General features: G+C 49.0%; 18 protein-coding genes. 11 read left to right on the forward strand and 7 right to left on the reverse strand.

Annotated features, from left to right (window positions below):
• Positions 1–185: 185 nt before the first annotated feature.
• The 3 genes from oxlT (at position 186) to RCF31_RS27590 (ending at position 4,153) form a co-directional block, all read left to right on the forward strand.
• On the forward strand, positions 186–1,457 hold the full coding sequence (gene oxlT / locus RCF31_RS27580; protein ID WP_416414585.1) for an oxalate/formate MFS antiporter: 1,272 nt from the start codon (positions 186–188) through the stop codon (positions 1,455–1,457).
• A 222-nt stretch (positions 1,458–1,679) separates the two neighbouring features.
• Complete coding sequence (locus RCF31_RS27585) at positions 1,680–2,522, forward strand: HAD family hydrolase (protein WP_416414586.1); 843 nt, start codon at positions 1,680–1,682, stop codon at positions 2,520–2,522.
• Between the two features lie 329 nt (positions 2,523–2,851).
• Positions 2,852–4,153 carry an MFS transporter gene (locus tag RCF31_RS27590; RefSeq protein WP_299454011.1) on the forward strand — a complete coding sequence of 434 codons (1,302 nt, stop codon included), beginning with the start codon at positions 2,852–2,854 and terminating at the stop codon, positions 4,151–4,153.
• Positions 4,154–4,206: 53 nt separating this feature from the next.
• Here RCF31_RS27590 and RCF31_RS27595 read toward each other — a convergent pair whose 3' ends face one another.
• From RCF31_RS27595 to RCF31_RS27610, 4 genes are all read right to left on the reverse strand, one after another.
• Positions 4,207–5,517, reverse strand: a complete 1,311-nt coding sequence (locus RCF31_RS27595) for a c-type cytochrome (RefSeq protein ID WP_416414587.1) — start codon at positions 5,515–5,517, stop codon at positions 4,207–4,209.
• Positions 5,518–5,527: 10 nt separating this feature from the next.
• Positions 5,528–7,300: a GMC family oxidoreductase gene (locus tag RCF31_RS27600; protein WP_416414588.1), complete on the reverse strand. Its 1,773-nt coding sequence runs from the start codon at positions 7,298–7,300 to the stop codon at positions 5,528–5,530.
• A gap of 17 nt (positions 7,301–7,317) precedes the next feature.
• Positions 7,318–8,055 carry a gluconate 2-dehydrogenase subunit 3 family protein gene (locus tag RCF31_RS27605; RefSeq protein WP_416414589.1) on the reverse strand — a complete coding sequence of 246 codons (738 nt, stop codon included), beginning with the start codon at positions 8,053–8,055 and terminating at the stop codon, positions 7,318–7,320.
• Between the two features lie 189 nt (positions 8,056–8,244).
• Positions 8,245–9,267 carry a LacI family DNA-binding transcriptional regulator gene (locus tag RCF31_RS27610; protein ID WP_299454001.1) on the reverse strand — a complete coding sequence of 341 codons (1,023 nt, stop codon included), beginning with the start codon at positions 9,265–9,267 and terminating at the stop codon, positions 8,245–8,247.
• Between the two features lie 665 nt (positions 9,268–9,932).
• Here RCF31_RS27610 and RCF31_RS27615 point away from each other — a divergent pair.
• The 5 genes from RCF31_RS27615 to RCF31_RS27635 all read left to right on the forward strand — a co-directional run bounded on the left by RCF31_RS27615 (position 9,933) and on the right by RCF31_RS27635 (position 17,510).
• Positions 9,933–12,332: a membrane-bound PQQ-dependent dehydrogenase, glucose/quinate/shikimate family gene (locus RCF31_RS27615; protein ID WP_416414590.1), complete on the forward strand. Its 2,400-nt coding sequence runs from the start codon at positions 9,933–9,935 to the stop codon at positions 12,330–12,332.
• Between the two features lie 275 nt (positions 12,333–12,607).
• A complete protein-coding gene (locus RCF31_RS27620) occupies positions 12,608–14,092 on the forward strand; it encodes an MFS transporter (RefSeq protein WP_299453999.1) in 1,485 nt (494 codons plus the stop codon).
• A 26-nt stretch (positions 14,093–14,118) separates the two neighbouring features.
• Positions 14,119–15,228: an oxidoreductase gene (locus RCF31_RS27625; protein ID WP_416414591.1), complete on the forward strand. Its 1,110-nt coding sequence runs from the start codon at positions 14,119–14,121 to the stop codon at positions 15,226–15,228.
• A gap of 510 nt (positions 15,229–15,738) precedes the next feature.
• Positions 15,739–17,082 (forward strand): MFS transporter, encoded by a 1,344-nt coding sequence (locus RCF31_RS27630; RefSeq protein WP_299453994.1) that lies wholly within the window; start codon positions 15,739–15,741, stop codon positions 17,080–17,082.
• Between the two features lie 62 nt (positions 17,083–17,144).
• On the forward strand, positions 17,145–17,510 hold the full coding sequence (locus RCF31_RS27635; protein WP_416414592.1) for a hypothetical protein: 366 nt from the start codon (positions 17,145–17,147) through the stop codon (positions 17,508–17,510).
• A 545-nt stretch (positions 17,511–18,055) separates the two neighbouring features.
• On the opposite strand, the gene RCF31_RS27640 is transcribed toward RCF31_RS27635, so the two are convergent.
• From RCF31_RS27640 to RCF31_RS27650, 3 genes are read right to left on the reverse strand one after another with little or no spacing between them, the layout of a single operon-like run.
• Positions 18,056–19,531 carry a hypothetical protein gene (locus tag RCF31_RS27640; RefSeq protein WP_416414593.1) on the reverse strand — a complete coding sequence of 492 codons (1,476 nt, stop codon included), beginning with the start codon at positions 19,529–19,531 and terminating at the stop codon, positions 18,056–18,058.
• A gap of 56 nt (positions 19,532–19,587) precedes the next feature.
• Entirely contained in the window at positions 19,588–20,505 is a 918-nt protein-coding gene (locus tag RCF31_RS27645) for a DMT family transporter (RefSeq protein ID WP_416414594.1), read from the reverse strand.
• On the reverse strand, positions 20,502–21,650 hold the full coding sequence (locus RCF31_RS27650) for a trans-sulfuration enzyme family protein (RefSeq protein ID WP_416414595.1): 1,149 nt from the start codon (positions 21,648–21,650) through the stop codon (positions 20,502–20,504). The genes RCF31_RS27645 and RCF31_RS27650 overlap by 4 nt, the downstream gene beginning before the upstream one ends.
• Before the next feature lie 229 nt (positions 21,651–21,879).
• On the opposite strand from RCF31_RS27650, the gene RCF31_RS27655 reads away from it, so the two are divergent.
• The 3 genes from RCF31_RS27655 (at position 21,880) to RCF31_RS27665 (ending at position 25,160) form a co-directional block, all read left to right on the forward strand.
• Positions 21,880–22,785: a LysR substrate-binding domain-containing protein gene (locus RCF31_RS27655; protein WP_416414596.1), complete on the forward strand. Its 906-nt coding sequence runs from the start codon at positions 21,880–21,882 to the stop codon at positions 22,783–22,785.
• Positions 22,786–23,098: 313 nt separating this feature from the next.
• Positions 23,099–24,289 (forward strand): M20 metallopeptidase family protein, encoded by a 1,191-nt coding sequence (locus RCF31_RS27660; protein ID WP_416414597.1) that lies wholly within the window; start codon positions 23,099–23,101, stop codon positions 24,287–24,289.
• Positions 24,290–24,314: 25 nt separating this feature from the next.
• Positions 24,315–25,160, forward strand: coding sequence for a transporter substrate-binding domain-containing protein (locus RCF31_RS27665; protein ID WP_416414598.1), 846 nt, complete (start codon positions 24,315–24,317; stop codon positions 25,158–25,160).
• Positions 25,161–25,164 lie beyond the last annotated feature (4 nt).

Below are 25,164 nucleotides of genomic sequence, written 5' to 3' on the forward strand. Positions count from 1 at the left end.
AAATTTACCCTCCGGCTTTAATATTTTGGCATCCACTTCTCTTCCTGGTGTTACTGCAACATTTTGGTGCAAGCTGGTGCTGTAATATGCCAATATTCTGCCGCTGGCGTCGCCTTAACACCGATATTAACTTTGGCATGGTATATGCAAATCTGACTGACTCACTTGTCAGTCGGAGCAATAATATGACTAATACAGCATTGTCTGACGCTGTCGTCGTTAGCCAAAAGAAAAAATGGGGTCAATTGGCTTTGGGACTGCTTTGTATGATATCGATCTCCAGCCCCCAATATGTCTGGGCATTATTTACCCGCCCATTGATGGAAAAGCTAAATGCGCCTTTGGCCGAGATTCAGATTACTTTTTCAATTCTGATTATTTTGCAAACGTTCTTCTCACCTATTCAGGGCAAGCTTATTGATCGCTTTGGGCCGCGTAAATTGATTGCCGTAGGGACCGTATTGACGGGACTGAGCTGGATGCTGGTTGCGCGCATGGAATCGCTGATGGAGTTATATCTCTATTATGGTGTGCTGGGAGGGCTGGGTACCGGCATTGTTTATATCGGTGTCGTCGGCCTGATGGTGCGCTGGTTTCCTGAGAAGAGAGGGTTTGCTACCGGCATGGTGGCGGCAGGATATGGTATGGGGGCGGTCCTGACGACGTTTCCGATCACCTCCTCTCTGGCAGCGAAAGGGCTGGAAAATACCTTGTGGCAGTTTGGTCTGATCATGGCTGTGGTGGGTTTTATCGCCAGCCAGGGGCTACGTGCACCGCAAGCTTCAACGGCTCAGAGCGCCGATGTTCCCCACAATGTCAGCAGCAAAAACTTCACATCGCGGGAAATGTTACGTCAGCCACTTTTCTGGTTGATGTTTGTCATGATGACCATGATGTCAACGTCTGGCCTGATGGTGACATCGCAAATGGCCATTTTTGCCGGTGATTTTGGTATTACTTCGGTGACGGTGCTGGGTATGGCTGCGCTGCCTCTGGCCATGACCATTGACCGTTTTATGAATGGCCTCACCAGACCGGTGTGCGGCTATATTTCCGACCGTATTGGCCGTGAAAAGATGATGTTCATTGCGTTTGGGCTGGAAGGTTGTGCAATGACGTTATGGCTACTGTGCAAGGATGATCCTCTGCTGTTTGTTTTGCTATCCGGGCTGGTGTTTTTTGGCTGGGGTGAGATATTTTCGTTATTCCCGGCCACGTTAACCGATACCTTTGGCACCCGCTTCGCCACCGCTAACTATGGATGGCTGTATATTTCTCAGGGTATTGGTTCGATCTTTGGTGGCCCGCTGGCGGCATTATTGTATCAGCATACCAGCAGCTGGGGCCTGGTGTTTGCATGCGCGATTACGCTGGATATTGTGTGTGCGTTACTGGCCTTACTGGTACTTAAACCCTGGCGCAGCCGTTTTATCCAGCAATTAAAAGTAAATATCTGATTATCCCCCCGGCATAATATTATTTCTGATTATTATGCCGGGGTGTAATAAATATCGCTTGTCAACGATCCCTCGCAAAATAACTCTTTTCTGCCCCGTAACGGGCATCAGGTTTGGTCCTGAGTACCTGTCTTAAACATAAGCACCAGGTCTATCATTTCCCTATGGCGTGTGGCATATATGGCGCATGTGGATACCGCTGTTGTCAGCCAGAGGAATAAGATGAAAAAAACGCTTTATGTCAGCGATCTTGACGGGACTCTCCTGAACAGTGGCGGGGTATTGTCGGACTATTCCCGACATGCCATAGAAGCTTTCTTTGACAAAGGCGTGTTTTTCACCTGTGCAACGGGCAGAACGCTGAGTTCAGTCAATATGCTGCTGGAAGGCGTAAAGTTCTCCTGCCCGGCGATACTCAGTGATGGGCTGTTTATCTTCGATATGATTGCGGACAAGCCGGTGAAAACCCTGCGTCTGCACGATGATTTAATCCGGGCTGTCGAGCGTGAACTGGAACGATGCGGCCAGGAAGGATTTCTCTACTGCCTGAAGGGCACTGAATATGGCCTGTTCTATAAGACAGCCAGTGATGACCTGAGCCAGCACTTTATCGAGAGTAAACGCCCCTTTCTGGGGGAGAAAATCTTCAAAACGGTGTCATTTAGTGAACTGCCGGAAGAGTATGTCCCGCTCTATTTTGTCATTTACCATGACTACCACACCCTGTCATTACTGCAGAACGCTATCACCGGCGAAGAGGGTGCGCATTGCCTTCTCAACCGTGATGTCTACAGCGCGCAACCGGATATTTATTTTATGAATATCCTGTCTGACCAGACGTCAAAAAGCTCAGCCATCGACTTCCTGCGAGATTATCTGGGGGTTAACGAAGTGGTGGCGTTTGGCGATAACTTTAATGATCTGCCGATGCTGATGAATGCCGATCGCTGCTACGTTCCTGAGAACGGCATTGAAGAAGCAAAAGCTATCGCTACCGAGGTGATTCCTTCATGCGATGCGGATGCTGTGGTCAGGTTCATCGAAAAAGACCTCCTGAATCGGTAGCCCACTCAGTCCCTGCGAAATTCTGATGAGTCTTTACTGAGAACGCAATGTCGCAGGAAAATATATCCGTCAGTACTCACAGGCGGGTATTTTATCTTATCCGTATGACTCATTGCCCCTTTAAATAGTCAAGTCTGACTGCTGCGTAATGTTACAAAGACGTGTTACCAAAATTAAGTTACAGGACAGGATGTAAAAACCTGGTTGAGACATTGATCACAATTCTTGTGATGGTGCTTCAGGTAGGGTTACGGGTAACAGATTGGGTGGCTTTTTAAAATTATCCCGTTTGTCTTCCAATAGTAACTTTCATATCCAGGGGCGCACTGATGAAAGAGATGCATAAGAATAATATTGCATTACCTGCCAAACGCTGGTGGTATTTAATGCCAGTTATATTTATCACTTATAGCCTGGCTTATCTGGATCGGGCTAATTATGGATTTGCTGCTGCATCAGGAATAGAAAAAGATCTGGGAATATCTCATGCAACGTCGTCGCTGATTGGCGCATTGTTCTTTTTAGGTTATTTCTTTTTTCAGGTGCCGGGCGCAATTTACGCCGTTCATCGCAGTGTACGGAAACTTATTTTCGTCAGCTTAATTTTGTGGGGTTTCTGTGCCACCGCCACCGGGTTTGTGACCAATATCCCCATGCTGATGGTCATCCGCTTCATATTGGGCGTTGTGGAAGCGGCAGTGATGCCGGCAATGCTGATTTATATCAGTAACTGGTTCACAAAAACCGAACGTTCCAGAGCGAATACTTTCCTCGTGTTAGGCAATCCGGTGACCGTGTTATGGATGTCAATCGCATCGGGTTATCTGATTGATGCCTTCGGCTGGCGGGAGATGTTCATGATTGAAGGGGCTCCTGCGGTACTGTGGGCATTTGCCTGGTGGTTTTTAGTCAGAGATAAGCCATCACAGGTGACCTGGCTGAATCCTGAAGAAAAACGCGTGTTACAAAACCAGCTCGATGAAGAACAAAAGAATATTAAGCCGATGCGCAACTATGGCGAGGCTTTGCGATCCAAAAAAGTGGTGATGCTCTGTTTCGTTCATGCACTGTGGAGTGTCGGAGTTTATGGTTTTATGATGTGGATGCCTTCTATCCTGAAAATGGCCGCCACCATTGATATTGTCTCCGTAGGCTGGCTTACCGCGGTGCCATACTTTGCCGCGATTGTCACCATGTTGCTGGTTTCCTGGTTATCGGATAAATTTCAAAACCGGAAAGTATTTATCTGGCCATTATTAATGGTTGCTTCGATAACCTTCTTTGGCTCCTGGCTGATTGGTTCACAGCATTTTTGGCTGTCTTATGGCTTACTGGTTTTAGCCGCAGCCTGTATGTATGCACCCTATGGACCTTTCTTTGCTTTTATTCCGGAAATTCTGCCAAAGAATGTGGCGGGTGTTTCAATGGGGCTGATTAATTGCTGTGGTGCATTAGGGGCATTTCTCGGTGCATGGTTAGTCGGTTATTTAAATGGTTTAACCAACTCGCCGGGTGCATCCTATACTTTTATGGCAGTTTCGCTGCTGATGTCGGTTGTCGTGATGTTTTATGTTAATTCATCCGGCGATAATGAAGCCGATGCCGGAAAAGTTAACCTGATGCTGGAATAACAAGATATTTAATTAAGCCCCGGAGAAAATCTGCCGGGGCTTAGATTTATCGATTACTGTATTTTGCTACCCAGCCACGGCTGCGCCTGGGTTGATGAACGTGCTTTTGCCACATCCTCTGTAGAGACCTGTCCAGCCGAATTACCCCAACTGTTACGAATGTAGGTCATCACATCCGCGATGTTACTGTCAGAAAGTTTCTGGGCAAAACCCGGCATACCTGCTGCCGTTGGATTCGCATGGGTAAATGGCCCCTGGCTGCCATTCAGTGCCACATTAATCAGGCTTGATGGGTCAGGGGAATTCACCTGCGGGTTACCTGCCAGCGCAGGGATCATATTACGGATGCCACTCCCATTAGAGACATGGCAGGCGCTGCATTGAGACTCAAAGACTTTCTTGCCTACAATCATGGCGGTATTGTCAGCTGAAAGAGGCTGGGGCACAGGTGTTCCGGATGCAGGCAGAGACTTCAGATAAAGTGCGATTGCCTGAAGATCGTCATCTGTCATGTGTTGCGTCGAGTTTTCGATGGCTTCCGTCATCGGACCGGATGACGCAGTCATCTTATTGGTGCCCGATCGCAGATAAGACACGATATCGCTTTCACTCCATTTGCCGAGACCTGCATGGGGATCAGGCGTCAGGTCTGGTGCGTACCATCCCTGCAACGCTCCCCCCTGCAGATAAGCGGAGGTATCGCCACCCAGCATATTTTTTGCCGTATGACAGGACGAGCAGTGTCCGGGACCATCAACCAGATAAGCACCACGGTTCACCTGGTCACTGACATTAGCCTGCGGCTCAAATACCTTGTCTTTGAAAAATAACAGATTCCATCCTGCCAGCGTCCAGCGCTGGTTGAACGGGAACGGGAGCTGGTTCTCCACAACCTGGTTTTTGACTGGCGGAATGGTACGGATATAAGCCCACAAATCGGCTAAATCCTGATCGGTTAATTTAGCGTAAGCATTGTAGGGCATTGCCGCATACAGGTATCCGTGAGAGCCGACACCGTGACGCACTGCACGATCGAATTGCTCCTGCGACCAGCCGCCGATGCCGGTATCCGGATCGGAAGTGATATTGGAAGAAAGGATCGCGCCAAATGGGGTGTTAAGTTTGTACCCCCCGGCGAACGGTTGACCACCCTCTGCGGTATGACAGGCCGTACAATCTGACAGCCTGGCAACATACTCCCCACGCTTGATTTGTTCGTTCAGTTGATCAGGATTCTCAGCAACCAGCACCTGTTGCGGGTAGCTTTTATGCAGCCCATATTGCACTAACGCGGTATAACCTATCGCGCCGAGCACCGCGACCGTGACCACTCCATAGGCGACACGTCGAATGTTTTTACCCATGATATTCTCCTTATCGCACCAGTGATCCCGGATTTTTGAGATAGTCATTGACGATGGCGTGAGCGGTCCACAACGTCAGTGCGCTGAGGGTAATGGTGGGGTTATATCCGCCGTTATTGGGATAAGAAGAAGCACCCAGCACAAACAGGTTGTGCGCGTCCCAATGTTGCTGATAGCGGTTAAGCACCGAGGTCGCTGGGTCCAGCCCCATCACCGCGCCGCCAATGGTGTGCGAGCTGTCATAGGCGCGGAAGGGGGAGTTGTGCTTATCCGGGAAGGCTTCCGTCTCCCAGGATGTGGCACCGGATACACGGCATATATCTTCGATGCGATCGCGGATAAAGCGCGCCATGAGTCGATCATTCTGGTTGTAGTCAAAGGTCAGTCGCAGTAACGGCTGGCCATTTTCATCGGTGTAGTTTGGATCGAGCGAAAGATAAGAATCGCGATGCGAGTATGAAGTCCCCTGACCCTGGATCTTGGCGTAGTTTTGGTAGCTTTTCTGGAACGTTTTCTTCCAGGCCGAGCCCCACATTTTACTGCCAGGGGGCAGGCGGTCAGTCATTCCCAGCGGCGTACCCTGGTCGGACAGCGCCTGGATCCCTGCGCCACCGAGGAAACCTAATCCGGAGTGATCGAAGTTATCGCCGTTGAAATCATCAATCTGCGTCGACAAGGCCCCGGTAGAAATGAACGGGTTCATATGTTCATTTTCATAATAGAGATAGCCCATCGACATGGTTTGATAGTTATAGGCACGGCCTAACGTACCTTCACCGGTCGCATGGTTATAGGCTTTGCCGATTTTGGACAGCAACAGCAAACGCACGTTATCCAGTTGATAAGCCGACAGGCAGACGATATCCGCAGGCTGGAAACCGGTATTCCCATCCGAATCGCGGAAAGTCACCCCCGTCACAGTTTTTCCGTCTGCGGCTTTATCGATATAAAGCGCGGTGCATTCGGTCAACAGCGTGAAATGAGTTCGGTCCATCAGCGCTGGGACAACGCAAATATTCGGTGATGATTTGGACCAGTTGCCGCAACCGTAGAAACCGCAGTAGCCGCAATAGGTACAGGGGGCGAGATTCACACCCAGCGGATTGGTATAGGCAGCGCCAATGGTCCCGGCAGGAATCGGGAACGGGTGGTAGCCCATCTTCTCGGTGATCTGGTGAAACTTATCATTCCAGTGGGAACGGATCAGCGGGGGAGTAGGGTATTCGTTGGTGCGGCTGCCTTCAAACGGGTTACCACCGGGTTGTGTCACGCCGCCGATGACGCCCGCTTTGCCTGAAATACCGGCGATTTTTTCAACACGATCATAAAAAGGCTCAAGCTCGGCATAACTGATGCCCCAGTCCTGCACGATCAGGCCGTCAGCCAGCTTCATATTATGGTAACGGTCGCGCAGGCGGGTCGCCATTTCGAAATCTGAAGGGTTGAAACGCCAGGCATTCGCCGCCCAGTGCTTGCCGGCACCGCCGACACTGAATCCCATCTGGAAGGCATTCCAGTCACGAGCGGGAAGGGCTTTTTGGCTGCTGTCATTACGAAAAGTCAGCGTTTCTACCCGTGGTGGTTTTAAAATCTCGCGTCGCACGCCATAACGTAGCTCGTCGGCGGCAATCGCAGGAGAGAAGTTAGTTTGTGTTTGTTCCCATGGGCCACGTTCAATTGCGACGACATTTAATCCTGCGCGGGTCAGTTCTTCAGCCATAAGCGAACCGGCCCATCCGAGGCCGATAATAACGGCATCAGCCTTAGGTCTGGTGTAATTCATAATTTGCCTTGTCGGGTTTACGCTTTCAGAAGTTCAATAATGCTGATTGGTTCGATATTCAGTTTCTGTCCTTTTAACGGCGCATAATCACGATAGTCGTAACGTGCACCAGGGAAACCAATCATTTTCCAGCCGACCATATTGCGGTTACCACCATAAATGGGGTCAGCGAGGAATCCTTCCATCACATTCGACAGAAACTGTCCAAATAAGACCTCTGAAGAAAAGGTTGGGTATTTGAATTCACCCGATTCCATTTTTTCCAGGTAACTATCCTGGGCGTCATGAGACAAAGCAGTAAAGGATTTGCCAAAAAGCGACAGGCAATGGTTATCCAGTTCCAGTAAGCCTTTGCGATAAATTTCCGCAGGTGTGTAGGGGGTCTGGGTACCTTGAGATGCGGTGCCCTTTTCGAAGGGTCCCTGATTATAACGCCAGCTCGCCTTACCATAATCTCCGGCGAGTTGATTATCGATGAAGACGACACAACCCGCCTCGGAGGCAGCGGGGCTCAGTTCATCGGCGGGTATCAGGCGGTCAAAGATTGCTGTGACCAGGTTGTATTCGCGTTCATTCAGATATAATCGCTTTGTTGGGTCTGCGGGTACCGGCAAGGCCGTTTCTTTAGCGCGCCACAGTTTCCCACCTTGCAATACATTATTATTTTCAGCTGCACCTGCTGGCTTAAATACAGATGCAGCGGTTCCTGTTCCTGCCAGAACTAAACCTGCTTTAATAAAACTTCTGCGTTCCATACGATGCTCCAGGCAAAAAGAGTCACCGACTACATGAACACGCTCACTGATAAAATATTCAGAAGAATGTATCTAATAGACAGTGTTATTTGATTTTGAATTGAGTAGATCGAGTATGACGGTGATAGATTATTGGGTAATGGTCTCCTGTTATTTTCGCCATTATATAAATAATGGCGAAAGCATGGTTTATTTTCTAAGATGCGAGCGGCGCAGGCATAATTCTCCTTTCTGCCACTCCCCCCCTTCATCAATCCGATCATCCAGTAACCGATTGATGGCTTCAGCGGTCTGGAGGTCGGCTCGCTGATTCCAGCTGGTTAATTCCCAGGTACTGGTGTGAGATTCATCAATATCATCAAATCCCACCACGCCAATATGCAGATCCGGACTGAAATCCCGTATGGCCTGGATGGCACCGAAAGCCAGTACATCGTTTTCGCAAAACAATGCATCGATACATTGATCTGCTGGCGTTTCATGCAGATATGCCATCATGCATTGATAAGCAAGATCGCGGTCGTAATGCCCGGCAACCAGCACAACCTCTAATGACTGACCTTGCGAAGCCAGACAAGCTTCATACCCCTCCATTCTTAACAGATGATTTGAAGCGGTATCAGGCCCTTTCATATAGCCATAGCGCTGGTAATTCTCACTGATAAGCACTTGTCCCAGCGCCTGGCCCGCTTTGAATCCATCATTGTTAACCACTTCAACGTCAGCACTATCGGTGTTTCGGAACACATGGATAGCCCGAATATGGTGAAGCGATTCGGCCACCACCAGCAACTCATCACTGACAATGGTGGCCAGATAAATGATGCCATCAACCTGCAGCTGACCGGCCATTTGCAGTACCGATTGATAATTTTCCGGGGACTCAATATTCAGCAGCAGCGTCATGTAGCCACGTTCGTTGAGTTGCTGAGTCACCTCTTTTAGCATGCGCAACGTATGCGGATTGCTGAACTCATCGGCTACTACGCCAATAATCTTTGTGCTGCGCTGCTTTAAGCCGCGTGCCAGCAGGTTTGGCCGAAACCCCAGCTGGTTCGCCGCTGTTAGTACGGCCTCTCTGGATTCAGGGGAAATGGAGGCATTTTCTTTGAAAGCCCGCAGTACCGTCCATTTCGAAACACCAGCCAGCCTGGCAACGTCATCTGCCGTCGGTTGCTGAAATTTTCTATCACCGCTTTTCGCTCTACTCATACTCAATACACTGTGTCCGGACGCGTCATGGCACACAGCATAAAGTATCCTCTCCATGCGCCCAACTGCTTAGAGGGAGTGTTTCAGTGATTTACTCATCCCACACAGTCTGTGCGTGAAGTTATGTTGCGATTATGTTTTCCTTTGCTACCGTTGGCAACACTCTTTGCCAACGGTAGCAAAAGGGTGAAAATTTGACGTGAATCACGTGATGGAAAAAAGATGAATACAATCAGCTGGTTAAAAACGTGGAGTGGTGGTGTTAATTATTGATTTTGCAATTGTTAAAAATTGTAACGCAGATGAAAAGACCTGACATGGCCCTCTATTTTGCCTGTACGCCATCTTGTGTACCTTTGCTGCGCATACGATGACCAGCGTGCTGCTGTTCCATTCACATCCCACCAGACAAATAGCCTCTCACCCCAGGCTTCCTGACCTGAAGTTTTAATAAATCATTATATTTCATGTTGTTATGTTTGATGTGAGGTGTTTTTAAGCCTTGACAGTTGTTATTAACTATACATAGATTATACAGGCATGGTGTAAAATGTAACATCCTTTCTCAAGTTGCATTACACACCCGTAACCCTGACATCGCGATCTGCTCAGGATCTGCACATCGTCAGCTGTTTCTAATCACATACAACTCATCGGACATCTCCATGGATGAAACACATAAAGTAAATGTCAGACCATCGCGACTTAGGGCGGTGTGTTTACTGGTATTCGGTCTTTTGTTGATTTTGGCAGGTGCAGTACTGGCAATGCTGGGCTTCAGGCTGACACGCCTGTCTGGCAGCCCGTATTATTTCGTCATGGGATTGATCTGGTTGATAACCGGACTGCTGACGGTGTTCAGAAGGCCAACCGGACTTTATCTTTACGCTTTGAGCTTCGTTGCCACCCTGGTTTGGGCGTTATGGGAATCCGGTCTGAACGGTTGGGCATTGGTTCCGCGTCTCGATTTAGCGCTGTTATTCCTGGTGATTGCTGTGGCGCTGATGCCTGGCCGCAAGGCTGATGGCACACGCGGCTACCGCCGCTATGGCATCGGTCTTATTGTGGTGACTATTGTCGGACTGGCGGTGGCTATTCCGCTGGCGCAAAAACCTTATGCTGTCGAAGCGGCCACCACGCCTGTAGGCACTTATTTTGACAACGCGACTCAGCCAGCTGCCCAGGACTGGCCAACTTACGGCGGCGGGCATGGTGCCCAGCGTTTCTCTACTCTGGAGCAAATCACCCCGGCTAACGTCAGCCAGCTACAGCGTGTCTGGGTTTATCATACCGGGGAGGCGCATACGCCGAACTTTGGCAATGAACTGACACCGATCAAAATAGGTGATGTGGTTTATGGCTGTACTATTCGCCATAAAGTCTTTGCGATTGACGCAGCAACCGGCAAACAGAAATGGATGTTTGATCCACAGACACCAGCCGAATTCTCGCCACCAAACTCAGCATGTCGCGGTGTTGCTTACTACAACAATCCGCAGGCAGCACCGAATCAGGCCTGTGGGCAGCGTATTATCGTTGGCACCCTGGATGCCAAACTGGCTGCTGTTGATGCGCGTACCGGTGAAATTTGCCAGGACTTTGGCGATCATGGCTTTGTTGATCTGATGCAGGGTTTAGGCAAATGGCCAGCGGGTATTGTTTCTGTGACTGCGGCTCCGACGGTGGTGCGAGGGGTGGTGGTCACGGGACAGCAGGTGATGGATGGTCAGCTCCGTCATGCGCCTTCGGGCGTGGTTCGTGGTTATGATGCGGTAACGGGCCAGCTGCGCTTTGCCTGGGATATGGAACAACCTGATGTCACGACCACGCCTCCTGACGGTAAAACCTACACGCCAGGCACGCCCAACATGTGGTCCACCGCCGTTGCCGATGAGAAGCTGGGGCTGATTTATTTACCGATGGCCAACTCGGCAGGTGACTACTATAGTTCGACGCGTACCCCTGAAGAACGTAAATATAGCTCCTCAATCACCGCGCTGGATGTCACCACAGGCAAACCCCGCTGGGTCTATCAGTTTGTGCGTAATGATGTGTGGGATTATGACACGCCAGCACAACCCAGCCTGGTTGATTTCCCGACCGAAAAAGGCCTGGTTCCTGCGTTGATAGAAACCACTAAACAGGGGGATCTGTGGGTGCTGGATCGCCGCACCGGTCAACCGCTGCATAAAGTGGAAGAGCAACCGGCACCGCAGGGTGGGGTGGAACCGGCGGAGCGAGTGAAAGCCCAGCCTCGTTCGCTCTATAGCCATACCCAGAAACCCGATCTGACCGAAAAAATGATGTGGGGTGTTTCACCCATCGATCAGCTGGTCTGCCGTATTCAGTATCGTGAAGCGAATTATCAGGGGATCTATACACCACCAAGTGCGGATAAACCCTGGATTGAATACCCTGGTAACAATGGTGGTTCGGATTGGGGCAGCATTTCTGTCGATGTGCATAACGGCGTTATCATTTCTAACTATAACGACCTGCCGAGCTATTCGAAGCTGGTTACACGAGCTGCGGATGATGCGATGGGCGTGTTCTGGATGGGTGACCCGCGCTACAAAAAACCACCACCGGGACGTAACCGTCCACAGGCGGGTCTGCCTTATGGTCAGGATGTAAACACCGGCTGGGTATCCAATATTGGTGTGATTTGTAAGCAACCGCCGTTTGGCATGATCAAAGCCATCGACCTGGCAACCGGTAAAACGCTATGGGATCGTCCGCTTGGCACCGCCGAACGTAATGGCCCATGGGGACTGCATTCCATGCTGCCGTTGCAAATCGGCCTGCCGAATAATGGCGGTGTTCTCACCACGCAAAGCGGCCTGGCGTTTGTGGGCGCGACCACGGATGACTATCTGCGCGCGATCGACGTGAAAACCGGTGAAACCCTGTGGAAGGCTGAACTGCCTGCCGGAGGACAAGCCACGCCGATGACCTATGAGGTCAATGGTCAGCAATTCCTTATCATCATGGCGGGAGGTCATCACGGCATGATGACCCCGGAAGGTGATGAGGTTATCGCTTACGCGCTGCCGAAAAAAGCGTAACTCAGCAGGCGGCATAAATGCCGCCTTAGTTGATACTAATCCTCTCTATCTTTGCATCCATTCAGCGCAATTTTTCCCAAAAAAATGTCAGTGCCATGCCCCCCGGCAGAGAGGGGTGACAAATTGAGCCAATGTTAAATTTTGGTTATATATCTGTCATATAACGATATTTCATAACTAATCACGGCAAAAAGGTTGCCAGAGCTGAATGAATGTGGAAATCTGTCCGTCTGGACATCCAAACATCTAGATGATGACAACGATAAATAGTAAACATGACGCAACTAACTTTAACTAATGAAATCGAGCAGACTGAATCACCAGGCTCAGCTGTTCACACCATCCGCAGCGCTTCCGATGTCAGCCAGTTAGTCAACAACTCCACCCAGGCGCGGAGCAATGCACGCATCATTGTTGCCATTGCGCTCGGCGGTATTTTCCTGGATGCCTACGATCTCGGTGCGCTGGCCTTCGGGGTAAAAGACATCACGCGTGAATTCGGTCTTGGCCCTAAAGGCATTGGTCTGGTGGTCTCCGCGATCACCATGGGTGCCATTGTCGGCGCGCTGATCGGCGGTTATCTGACGGATAAAATTGGCCGTTATCGTGTCTTTATGGCGGATATGTTTTTCTTTGTCTTTGCCGCTATTTTGGGCGCTTTGGCACCGAACGCTGAAGTGCTCGGCATCAGCCGTTTTATTATGGGGCTGGGTATCGGCATTGACCTCCCGGTGGCGATGGCATTTCTGGCTGAGTTTTCCAGGCTAAAAGGGCGTGGCAACAAGGCCGCCAGTATCGCGATGTGGTGTCCGACCTGGTACGCAGCCATCTCGGTTTCTTACCTGTTGGTGCTGGGCTTCTTCTACTGGCTGCCGGAAAGTCAGACTGCATCCCTGTGGCGCTACATTGTCGGATTTGGGGCGGTACCTGCGCTGGTGATTCTGACGATTCGTAAGCGTTATATGACGGAATCTCCGGTATGGGCTGCCAATCAGGGCGATCTGGAGCAGGCGGCGCAAATCCTGCGTGTTTCCTACAACATTCCGGCCGTGGCCGCTCCACAGACGGAAGCGGCAGGCTCATCAACCGCTATCAAACACAAAGCAAGCTGGAAGAATTACGGTTTACTGTTACGGGGCCACTACCTGCGACGGACCATCCTGACCAGCGTGATGTCCTTCGTATCTCCCTTTGCTTACGGTGCCATTGCCTTTGGGTTACCGATCATCGTTTCCACGTTGTTCCAGCAGTCGATGCTGACCACCATTTTAGTATCGCTGGCACTCAACCTGTTTTTCGCCTTTACCGGGGGACTGGCCGCTGTGAGGCTGGTGCCGCGTTTTGGTGCGCGGGCGATGAGTATTGCAGGATACGCATGTCAGTTAGTGGCCCTGCTGGGACTGGCGCTGGCGGGACGACCTGATGATGAACTGAAGGCGGCCCTGTGCTGTGCTTATCTGGCGCTGTTTCTGCTGGGGCAGGGGTTTGGACCGGGTGCACAAACCATGGTGTATGCCTCACTGAGCTATCCGGCATCAATACGCGGCGTTGGGGTGGGGCTGAATCAGACCATCACCCGTTTCGCCACCACTATCGCGCTGTTTTTATTCCCGCTGCTGACCGCAAGTCTGGACACCGGCCTGTTCTGGGTGATTGCCCTGTCGCCGGTGTTGGGCCTGCTGGCACTGTTTGCAATTCGCTGGGAGCCTGCTGGCTATGACATTGATGCTGAAGATTATGCCGATGTTGTGCAGCGTTAATACGATAATTATCCAGGAAAGAAAAAATGTCTTTTACTGAAATTCAGGTAGTACCAGGGCCAGCTAATTATTACTGCTTTCCGGGCGCAATCCGTGAATTAAACAACTTCTATAGCGAATCTGACTTACAACATGCGATGTGGTTGTATGGTGAACAAGCGTTACAGGCCGCGCAGGCCTGGTTGCCAGAGGCGTTTGCTGTTGAATCCGCCGGTAAAGCTTGTATCCGTGAGCATTGTAATGACCCGCTGATTCGCCGTCTGGCGGAGCAGGCCGGACCACGCTGTAAAGTGATCATTGGCGTCGGTGGTGGCACGGTGATGGACAGCGCGAAAGCGCTGGCAGCCCGCATGCAATTACCGGTGGTGCTGATTCCTACTATTGCAGCAACCTGCGCAGCCTGGACACCGCTTTCCGTCTGGTATAACCCCCAGGGGGAGAATATCGGCTATGAGATCTTCAAACAGGCGAACCATCTGATTTTAGTCGAGCCAGAGATCATTCTGCAAGCTCCGGCACCTTATCTGCTGGCCGGGATCGCCGATACGTTAGCCAAGTGGTATGAGGCCAGCGTTTTGGTGGGTAATTTCCAGGCGTCTGAGGTGCCTTATCTCGCGCGCACCGCACTCAATATGGCGCGCGGACTTAAGGAATTGCTGCTGAGTGACAGTGTAACGGTATTGGCCGATCTGCATAATGGATCATTAACCGAACGATTCATTGCTGTGGTGGATGCAATCATTGCCGGTGGCGGATTAATTGGCGGGTTGGGCGAACGTTTTACCCGCGTGGCGGCAGCCCATTCGGTACACAATGGTATGACGGTACTGCCGCAGACGCATAGCATTCTGCACGGTATCAAAGTGGCGTACGGGATTCTGGTTCAGGTCGCACTGATGAAGGACGAGCAGGAACTGCAAATGCTGCTGGGCTTCTATCGTCAGTTGAAATTGCCAACCAGCCTGCGCGAGCTGGGCATCGATATCTCAGACAAAGTACAGATTGATGCGATGATTGCGCATACCCTGCGTCCGAAAGAGACCATTCACCTGATGCCGGTTAAAGTCACTGCCGACGTGTTGTTCGAAGCTATGGAAACCGTTGAGCAGGCGGCTGAGACAGTCAGCGTAGAATAAATCTAAAATTAGCCGGTAGTTATTATGCTACCGGCCTTCGAACAGCTTCCCCTCTAAACTGAATTACCTTAATTAAATTATTATCGATATATTTTCTTCTTGTCTTCGGTTGTGATTGTTAATATTCTGATGGGGTGCCGTAACCCACCCAATATCCATAACAATCTGGCAGCAAATCACAAACAATCCGCATGCTTCAGTAGATAACCATCCGTAAACCCATCCCGGGCATTAATTTAATTTTGTGATCCACTTCAAATAAATTCTTCAAATAACATAAAAACAGAGAAAATAAATCACTTTGTTATGCAAATGCACATTGTCTTGTTCTCCCCGGAATCCTATCGTATTCATATCAAAAGATACCATTATTAAGTCAGGTCATCCTGCCAGATGAAATAGAGGGATATTTATCCGGAGTACAAATAATAAATTAAATCAGGTTGTGCGGGATCTGAGTCATTCATTATTTGCATTTTTGATCTTCTAACAAGTTTAAGGTGGTGTCACATGGCTCAATTAAATGAAATTGATGACATTTCGCATGACAGGAAAACCAATGTCAGATGGCATGTCGTTATTATTTTATTTATCATAACAGCAGTGAGTGTGGGGGATCGCTCAACGCTGGCAATTGCAGGTAAAGATATGACATCTGCTCTGGGTATCAACCCTGGTCAGATGGGATGGATATTCTCAGCGTTTGCATGGGCATACTGTCTGGCACAGATCCCCGGAGGCTGGTTACTTGACCGCTTTGGTTCGAAAAAGATTTACCTGGCTGGTTTGTGCCTGTGGTCAGTTTTTACCTTGTTGCAAGGCTGTGTGGAAATTTTCCATGGTCTCGGTGCCGTTGTTTGTTTCACCATTCTTCTCTTCCTTGTCGGTTTGTGTGAAGCACCGGTGATGCCGGGCAATAGCCGTTTTGTTGCTGCCTGGTTCCCATCTAAAGAACGTGCTACTGCCGCAGCAGTCTTTAATTCTGCGCAATATTTCGCGACCGCTATTTTCGCTCCGATAATGGGATGGCTGACACTCAATTATGGTTGGCAATCGATTTTTATCTTTATGGGCGTGTTGGGTATTGTGATTACGTTTACTGCGGCAAGAGTGATACATAATCCGCTGGACCACCCACGAGTTAATAGCGAAGAAATTGATTATATCCGTCAGGGTGGGGCATTGGTGGATATGGATCAAAGCAAAACCCAGAAAAAAAGCGGATTTGATTTAAGCGCATTAAAACAATTAATGACTAACCGCATGCTACTGGGCATTTATCTTGGTCAATATTGCATTAACGTTCTGACTTTCTTTTTTATTACATGGTTTCCGCTCTATCTGGCGATGGAGAAAGGGCTGAATATCAAAACAGTCGGATTTATTGCTGCCATCCCGGCGATTTGCGGTTTCCTGGGTGGGCTGATGGGAGGCATTATTTCGGACCGTATTTTGCGCATAACAAAGTCACTGTCTGTTGCACGCAAGACACCGATTGTACTCGGCATGTTGTTGTCAATGGTGATGGTGTTCTGTAACTATGTCGACTCGATTTATCTGGTTGTCTTGTTTATGTCTTTAGCGTTTCTGGGTAAAGGTATTGGCGCACTGGGATGGGCAGTGATGTCCGATACCGCACCAAAAGAGATGGCCGGTGTTGCCGGTGGCATTTTCAACTTGTGTGGTAACTTCGCTGGGATTGTTTCCCCGGTGGTTATTGGTTACATCGTCAAAGCGACAGGCCACTTTGAATGGGCGCTGGTATTCGTCGCCATTCATGCGCTGATCGCCATTTTCAGCTTTGTGGTGATTGTCGGTCCGATCAAACGGCTCGAACTTAAAAAAGTGCAGTAACACGATAACTGTCTCGACCACTTCAGGCAGCGAGTGCCGGCTGCCTGAAGCGAACATCTGAAATGCCGAACAGTCTCTTTTTTAAAGAAAATGAAAAGATTATGCGAGATCATTTCCTGATGGCGAAATTAGGAATAATCTCACCTTTCGCTTTCTTTGGATTTGTTCTCATGCTTTACATTGATGCAGTTGGGGGTAGTAAGTACCTGATCAAAATGGATTCAATCCTGTATGTTAAAGGCGAGGGTCACAAAACCTACGTCTACATCAACTACATGAAAGAACCCATTGTCAGTTCAACATCTTTTGACGAACTCGTCGCACAGATTGCTGTGAAGCGAAATGTTGTCTATTCAATGCCTCAGCACGAAAAAATCGCAGGAAAATACGAAGAGCCAATACAACTAGTGCACAGCCATCGAAATTGAGTTTCAGGTGTGATGGTTAGTTCAGGGTGACATCTTAATCAAGCCGCTGTAAAAGTGCGGGTAATGATAGTTATGTTAAATTTACTATCCGAAAGCGCACTTCATAACTCACCTCACCCGTAGCGGCGTGATTTATCGCGCATCGTCCAGCCATGATGACGTACAAACTGCACGATAAATCGCGCCGCTACGGTTTGTGCCAATCCAGACAACGCTACGGCAAAACTCCTTACCAAACTCCCTGCTCTTTTCTCAGATTTCACGTAGCATCGCCTGTACTGATTAAGAGCGTATAGTCTTTCCTGAAGAACACTCATGTTGCACATATACAAAGCATCTGCATATACATAAGCATAGGTGAAAGACTCTCTGTATTGAAGTCAACCAACCAAAGGACTTCAGCTGGAAGTCTGGGCGAAATAATTTATTCTGAATCTGTGCTGGCTGCCCTTATCTCCGTTTCGTGGTTACACTCCATGCTGCAATATGTCAATCTGGCCACAATTTTCTCTCGGTAAGTCTAATTCTGAGAATTTTTATGCGTCTTAACCTCTTTTAAACCGCCATCTTATTGCTAACCCTGATAAAGTCAGCAGCAGGAATGAAAATAAGGTGTTCGCTATTGCCACACAGGATAAAAATACTGATTTTATTAAATTACCCTCCTGTATTTCTTGCGTGTTTTTAAGATTATCGAAAGGTTGAAATGTTTGCTTTAAAGTGAATATTAAGGAGTTGGTGATGTTTTTCCAGTCTATCGGCAAATCAACAGCGACCGTGTGAGTTCTGATTAACGAGTAAATAATTGTGAAAAATGGAATTGATAACAGAAAGATAATCAATGGTCTGCGATAGTTGGTGCCGTAATCTGACAATAAATAATACATATTGCTGATACTGAATAACCTATGTAGCTTATTTTTCGTGTTAAGTAAGCTCTCTTGTTCCAGTGAAAAAAACATCCCCTCCATATCGCGGTTTCTTTGTGATTCCATGATGTATCTTAATGTTCGATAACAAGAGGCATCATGCTCACCTTTTCTGCTAACAAAATATTTCCTTATAGGGAACTGGCTTCCTTCGGAAATTTTTGCGCCAAACATCTGAGGCGCGGTATTGAAAACGGTATTAGTTAAAACCAGCTCATGTACGATATCCCGGTAGCGTAAACTTAACTCATTAACAATCGATTCCGTAATTACAACGTTGTAGATGGCGTTTTTCTCATCATTTTCTATAGTCGCTAATTGCAAGAATCCTACTGAACTATCATTTATGATCATATTTTCAATTGAAGACATAAATAAGGATAAACGCAATCTACTCAGATTGGATTTTATTATCTTTATATCTATAATTTCCGAGTTGGCCGGGAACGTTATCGAGGGGTGAAACCTTTCGTCGGTACTGGTCGTGCGGCAGTTTTCAAGATGAATTGAAATTTTTGCATGGATGTTGATGTTTGTTTCAGTGTAATCCTGAAAAATGCAATCATAAAAAAATAAATGCTCGTGTTCTTCCTCATCATCACTGTCAGTGTTCTCTGTGGCAATCTTCGGTGTTTTTTTATTTTTGGTGAATCTAATCTTATCAATAAAAGACACATGCTTAAATACTGCTGGCATTTTTCCCACGCAAACACATGAATTAAATATGCACTCTTCAATGTCTGGTGATAGTAAGCCTGGTGAAATACGCCTCCCTTCCTGCGAAATTTCAAAGTAATTACAAACAACCCCTCTTATTTTAACATTGCCTAATAATAAATCTTGTCTGCAATTTTTTAAAATAACGCTCCTGCCATTTTTCAATCCGGATAGCTCAGTTGGTGCTGTGAATTTACATTTCTCAAACTGCATTGAACTTACGGCGTCAGGTATATCCAAAACGTCAGTTAGAATAGTGTTATTTTTTAAAATTACAGCGATATCATCAAGACCAGATAACAATGATTTCACATCATTCCAGACGGCGTCTGTTATGTTATCTTCGATATGAAGTGCCCCGTCATTAAGTTGCATACAGAACCCCATTCGCAATCCGGCCTTTATCGCGTCAGGGTTAAGATTTCCACACCTTACTCAGGAAGTCTATGCCCCTGGATCCGGGTTCCGGCATAAATAGCCAGCAGGCTCCCCAACACGACCAGCAATAACCCTGCTTTAAACGATATGCTCATCGTCGTTCCCAGAATAAACAGTGAAGCAATATTGCCCACCACAGGGACACCTAAAGTGAAATTGGACATCACAAAACTACTGACTTTTCGGCCACAAGAGGTTGAGATAACGAAACATATTGACGTTGCAACCGGACCGATAAATACCAGTAAGCTGAAAATTGATGGGGTAAAGACTATGGCTTTCGGCTCTCCTTCAAAGATTAAAGCCAGAATAAACATTGGCACTGTGGCAAACAGCATTTGCCAGGGAGCCAAGGCAAGTGGGCTTTGTACCCAGTGATGGTGGCGAACATGAAAGATAACCACTGACCAGCACCCAGCGGCCAGCAACAACAATAGGCACCCCTTCAACACACCTGAGGTATGCCAGTCTATTTCGGAAGGAGAACATACCAGCGCTATCCCGACCAAACCGGTTAATAATGCGCAGAGTTGTGCCCAGCTGGGGACCTGGCGGAAAAACACCCCGGAGATAACCACCCCCCATAAGGGTGTGGTATAGGCTAATAACGCCGCGCGGCTGACGTCGGTATACTGCATTGCCACCAGTCCCAAAGCAGTAAAAGCCAACATTTGTAAACCCCCAACGCTAAGCAGAATCGGCAGGTCCTGTTTCGCTGGCAGCGTTAATCCTTTTTTGCAGGCAAGGAACAGAAATAAACAAAGACTGCCACTCAGAAAGCGGATCACACCTAACCATAATGGCGGAATCACATTTAACGCCATCTTCATCGCGGGCCAGCTGATTCCCCATAACAACACCATCAGCACTAACAGCAGCCAGGTCAACAGCGTTGGGTTCTCTGCTTTCATGAGTACACCGGGGTCATCAGGCTAATGGCATCCAGTGCCTGCTGCATATCCGCAATCAGGTCATCGCTGTTTTCAATCCCTACGGACAAACGGACCAGGTCAGCCGGGCAACGCGACTGATCGCCTTCGGTACTTTGGCGATGTTCAATTAAACTTTCTGTCGAACCCAGAGAGGTGGAATGGCGGATCGTGCGCGTGAGAGTGCTGATCAGACTCGCCGCAGTCACGCCTCCGTGTAAGCGAAAAGACAGCATTGCGCCATAAAACCCATTCATTTGCCGCTGAGCATTACTGTACCACGGGTCCCCCTCCAGGCCGGGATAGTGAACCTCGCGAACGGCAGGATGCTGCAACAGTGCCTGAGCCAGTTTTTCCGCATTGTCACAGGCGTGTCTGAAACGTAATGCCAGGGTTCGCATACCACGCAGCAGCATCCAGGCATCCAGCGTTTGCAGCACCGTACCAGAACTGGTGCGGAACCACATCATCAATTCCCACCATTCATCAACCTCTCGGGTAACAAGAAACCCGGCAGTTAAATCGCCGTGACCATTAAGATATTTGGTCGCGGAATGCAGGACAATATCGGCACCCAGTTGCAGTGGATTAATCGCCAACGGGGTTGAAACGGTGGCATCGACCACCAGTCGGGCCTGGTAACGGTGCACCAGCGCGGCAACCTGCGCGATATCGATCACTTTCCAGAGTGGATTCGTGGCGGTCTCTGCCCATACGACGTTGACCTGATGGCAGCGCAGCACCTGCTCAAGCGCTTCGTTGTCATTCAGATCAACGAATATCAGCTGGATTTGATGCTGCGTGCAGTAAGCCAGCATGATGTTGCGGAACTCGTAGTAACATTCTTCTTCCACAATCAGGCTGTCGCCGTGCTTTAGTGTCGAGAGGACTGCCCAGGCGGCAGAGACGCCGGAATTAAACAACGCAGCCTCAGCCCCGGATTCCAGTTTGGTCATCAGCTTTTCGGCCAGCCGGGAAGTCGAATTTCCACTGCGGGCATAATGTAGCGCACCCTGTCCGGGCAATATTTGAGAGGTTACCGCAGGTTGAATTGCGGGAACGAGGCCGCCATTGGCATCATCAGTAAAATGATCCAGCCCGGCTAATAACGTTTCAACATGTTCCATTGCACATTCACTTATTGTTAATCCAGCCGCACGTCAGGCCGTTGGTTGTTACTGATGGGAGGCAAGCATCAGTGAAAATGTGCAAAAATTAAATGGAAAAAAAACACGGCTGAGACGCATTAAAATTAATGCATGCCGGTTAAGGTTTTTCGTTACACTCTGGCTATGATTCGGGATAAATAATAGCAACCCGACATTTCAGGGTATTAACAGGAAGATATTGGGCGCTATGCAGAATTTAAAAAAGTTACCCCCATTGAACTGGTTGCGTTCTTTCGAATCAGCCGCGCGGTTGCAGAGTTTTACGCTGGCTGCGGACGAACTGCATATGACGCAGGGGGCGATCAGTCAGCACATCCGCAGTCTTGAGTCCCATTTTAAAACCAGTCTTTTTATTCGCCATGCGCGCAAAATCGAACTGACCGAGGAAGGCTTGTCCTACCTGACGGTGGTGCAGGCTGCGATTCAGCGCCTTGAGGTAGCAACCAATGAGATCTTTGGCGAAGGCCATCGGCGACAGATCAAAATTAAAGGCAGCATTGCCTTCTTTACCTACTGGCTCAATGCCCGCCGATTGGGCGAATTTAGTCAGGAAAACCCGGATATCAACCTGCAATTCAATACCGATATCTGGATGCGTGAGGAAGATATTAAAGCGGATATGGAAATTCGCTGGGGCAAAGGCCAGTGGACTGGCGTTAATGCCGTGCGACTTAGCTATGATACCCTTTTCCCGGTCTGTTCCCCGCGTGTGGCCGATTCGCTCCCTCTGCAACAGGTTAGCGATCTTAAACACCATCACCTGCTGCATGTCATGGGTTATCAGGAAGGATGGGGAGAATGGCTGAAATTTGCCGGAGCTACAGATATCAATGCTTCTGAAGGTGTTCAGTTTGATACTTACGCCTGTGTGCTGAATCTGGTTGAGTCTGGTTTTGGTGTTGCTCTGGGCCGTCTTTCTCTGGTGGAAGATCAGCTACGCACCGGAAAGCTCATCGCCCCCTTCTCTGCACGTTTACAAAGCAGCGAAGACTTTTATCTTATCTTTCCTCAAACGGGTTTTACTAACCCCTATGCCCGTCGTTTTGCCGAATGGCTGGTTAAGCATGCGGTAGGCGGTAAACTGACAGAATAATTATTAATAACCATTTCTTATTACAGGCGTCTGGTGTTTACCCGGCGCCGTCCATTGTTCTGATATTGTTATCTGACCGGGCATCAAACACTTTTGGTTAATATCACAATACCTGTGTGATAATTATTTCATATGAGCACCCGCTCATTCCCTGTTAAATCCAGACCTATTAAAAAAACGACCCTGAGACAGGAGATAAATGGTTTTAATAAAAATAGCGTCTGGTGAATGCTGCGGTCATTAAGAAAGGCCGTGGCAGAGTAATTCATTCCACTCCCTGTCATGGCGAAATTTTCCAACACCAGGGGTAATGATGAATAACCTTCAATCGCAAGATTTGACGCTTCATATCAATAATAAAATTGCTGAACTCGAACCGCATTTAATCGCTATTCGTCGTGATATTCATTCCTTTCCTGAATTGGGTTTTGACACAGTCAGAACTGCGGAAATTGTCAGGTCTGAACTGGAGAAAATGGGCTATCAACCGAAAACCGGCGTAGGACGAACCGGCGTTCAGTTAGATATTTCAGGGGGCGCGACTGGCCCGACGTTATTGTTACGCGCCGATATGGATGCACTGCCGATGCAGGAGCAAACGGGTTTATCCTATGCCAGCCAGATTGCCGGGAAAATGCATGCCTGCGGGCATGATCTGCATACGGCGACCCTGCTGGGCGTGGCGGCTACCCTGAAAGATCTCACGCCGCAGCTGAAAGGCAATGTGCGTCTGATTTTCCAGCCTGCTGAAGAGACCGCAGAAAGTGGCGCCGCTGCCATGATCGCCGATGGCGCAGCCGACGGTATCGATCTGGCCATCACGCTCCACAATAAACCAGAGTTGCAGGCGGGAAGGATCGCGCTGACGCGTGGTGCCAGTACCGCCTCCAGTGATGAATTTGATGTGACGGTGAAGGGGGTATCAACCCATGCCGCCCGCCCCCATATGGGCCGCGACCCCATTATCGCCGCCGTCGGTTTAATCACTCAATTGCAGACCATTATCTCGCGCGAGGCCGATCCGGCAGATTCTGCTGTGCTGACCATCGGCCACATAGAGGGGGGAAGCACTCATAACATCATTCCTGACAGCTGTATTTTTCAGGGCACGGTGCGCGCGCGCTCTGCGGAACGTCGGAACCAAATTGAGGCCGCATTCCGTCGCATCTGCACCGGGTTTGCCCAGGCAATGGACGTAGAAATTTCGCTGAATTATCAACGTGGTGTCCCGCCACTGATTAATGACGAACATCTTATCGATCAGGTCGAAGGCATCCTTTCACAACATTTTGGTGAGCGTATTGAAGCCACGCCGAAGTCCAGTTTTGGCGCTGAGGATTTTTCATACTTCACGGAGCGTGTACCGGGTTGCCAGATTGAGTTCGGTTCAGCGATTGACGGGCGTCATGACCATTTGCACAACTCCGATTATCAACCTGATGAAGCCTGTATCAAAGTGGGTGCCATTGCCCTGAGCCGCATCGCTGTTGATCTCCTTTCCTGAATTTCTTTTCACCGAGGGTAATGAAATGAATAAAAAGACTTTTTTACCGGGAATCTTGTGTGCGGCTCTGATGCTTGCTCTGCCGGTGATAAGCCAGGCTCAAACTGCCCCTCTGCGCATTGCTACTGAGGGTGCATTCCCCCCGTTTAACCAAACCACACCCAATGGAAAAATCATTGGGTTCGAACCGGACATGATTGCTGAAATCGCCAAACGCGCAGGTTTTAGCTACGAAATCATTGCCCAGAAATGGTCGGGGATTATTCCTGGGCTGATGGATGGGAAATATGACGCGGTAGTCGATTCCATCACCATCACACCGGCCAGAGCGCAGGCGATTAATTTCTCGCGCCCCTACACCAATAGTATCTCGGGTTTTGTCACGCTGAGAAAAGGGGCGATTCCCGTCCTGCCAGGTGCTGACACCGTGATCCCCGCCAGTGATGAAGCTGGTATGAATCAATCTCTGGCACAACTGAAAAAAGCCTTCGCTGGCAAAACCATTGCTGTGCAGGTCGCCACTATCCAGGCTGACTTCCTCAATAAGTATCTGGCTGATGTTGCCACCATTCGCACCTATCAGGCTGGCCCGGAAACCTATGCTGACCTCAGCAATGGTCGGGTTGATGCGGTGATGGCGTCGGTGACTAACATGGCGGCATTTGTTGATAAGCATAAGGAAAGCGCGACGATCACCGGTTACCGCTATTCCGGCGGCGTATTAGGTGTCGGCTCCGCCATTGGCTTACGGAAAGATGAAGGTGAGCTGAAAACCAAAATCGATGCTGCACTGAATTCGATGATCAAGGATGGCACCTTAAAAGCCCTTTCCCTCAAGTGGTTTGGCACTGATGTCACGCCGGCGGAATAAATGA

The sequence above is a fragment of the Pantoea sp. App145 genome (genome assembly GCF_047947045.1).
Taxonomy (GTDB): domain Bacteria; phylum Pseudomonadota; class Gammaproteobacteria; order Enterobacterales; family Enterobacteriaceae; genus Pantoea.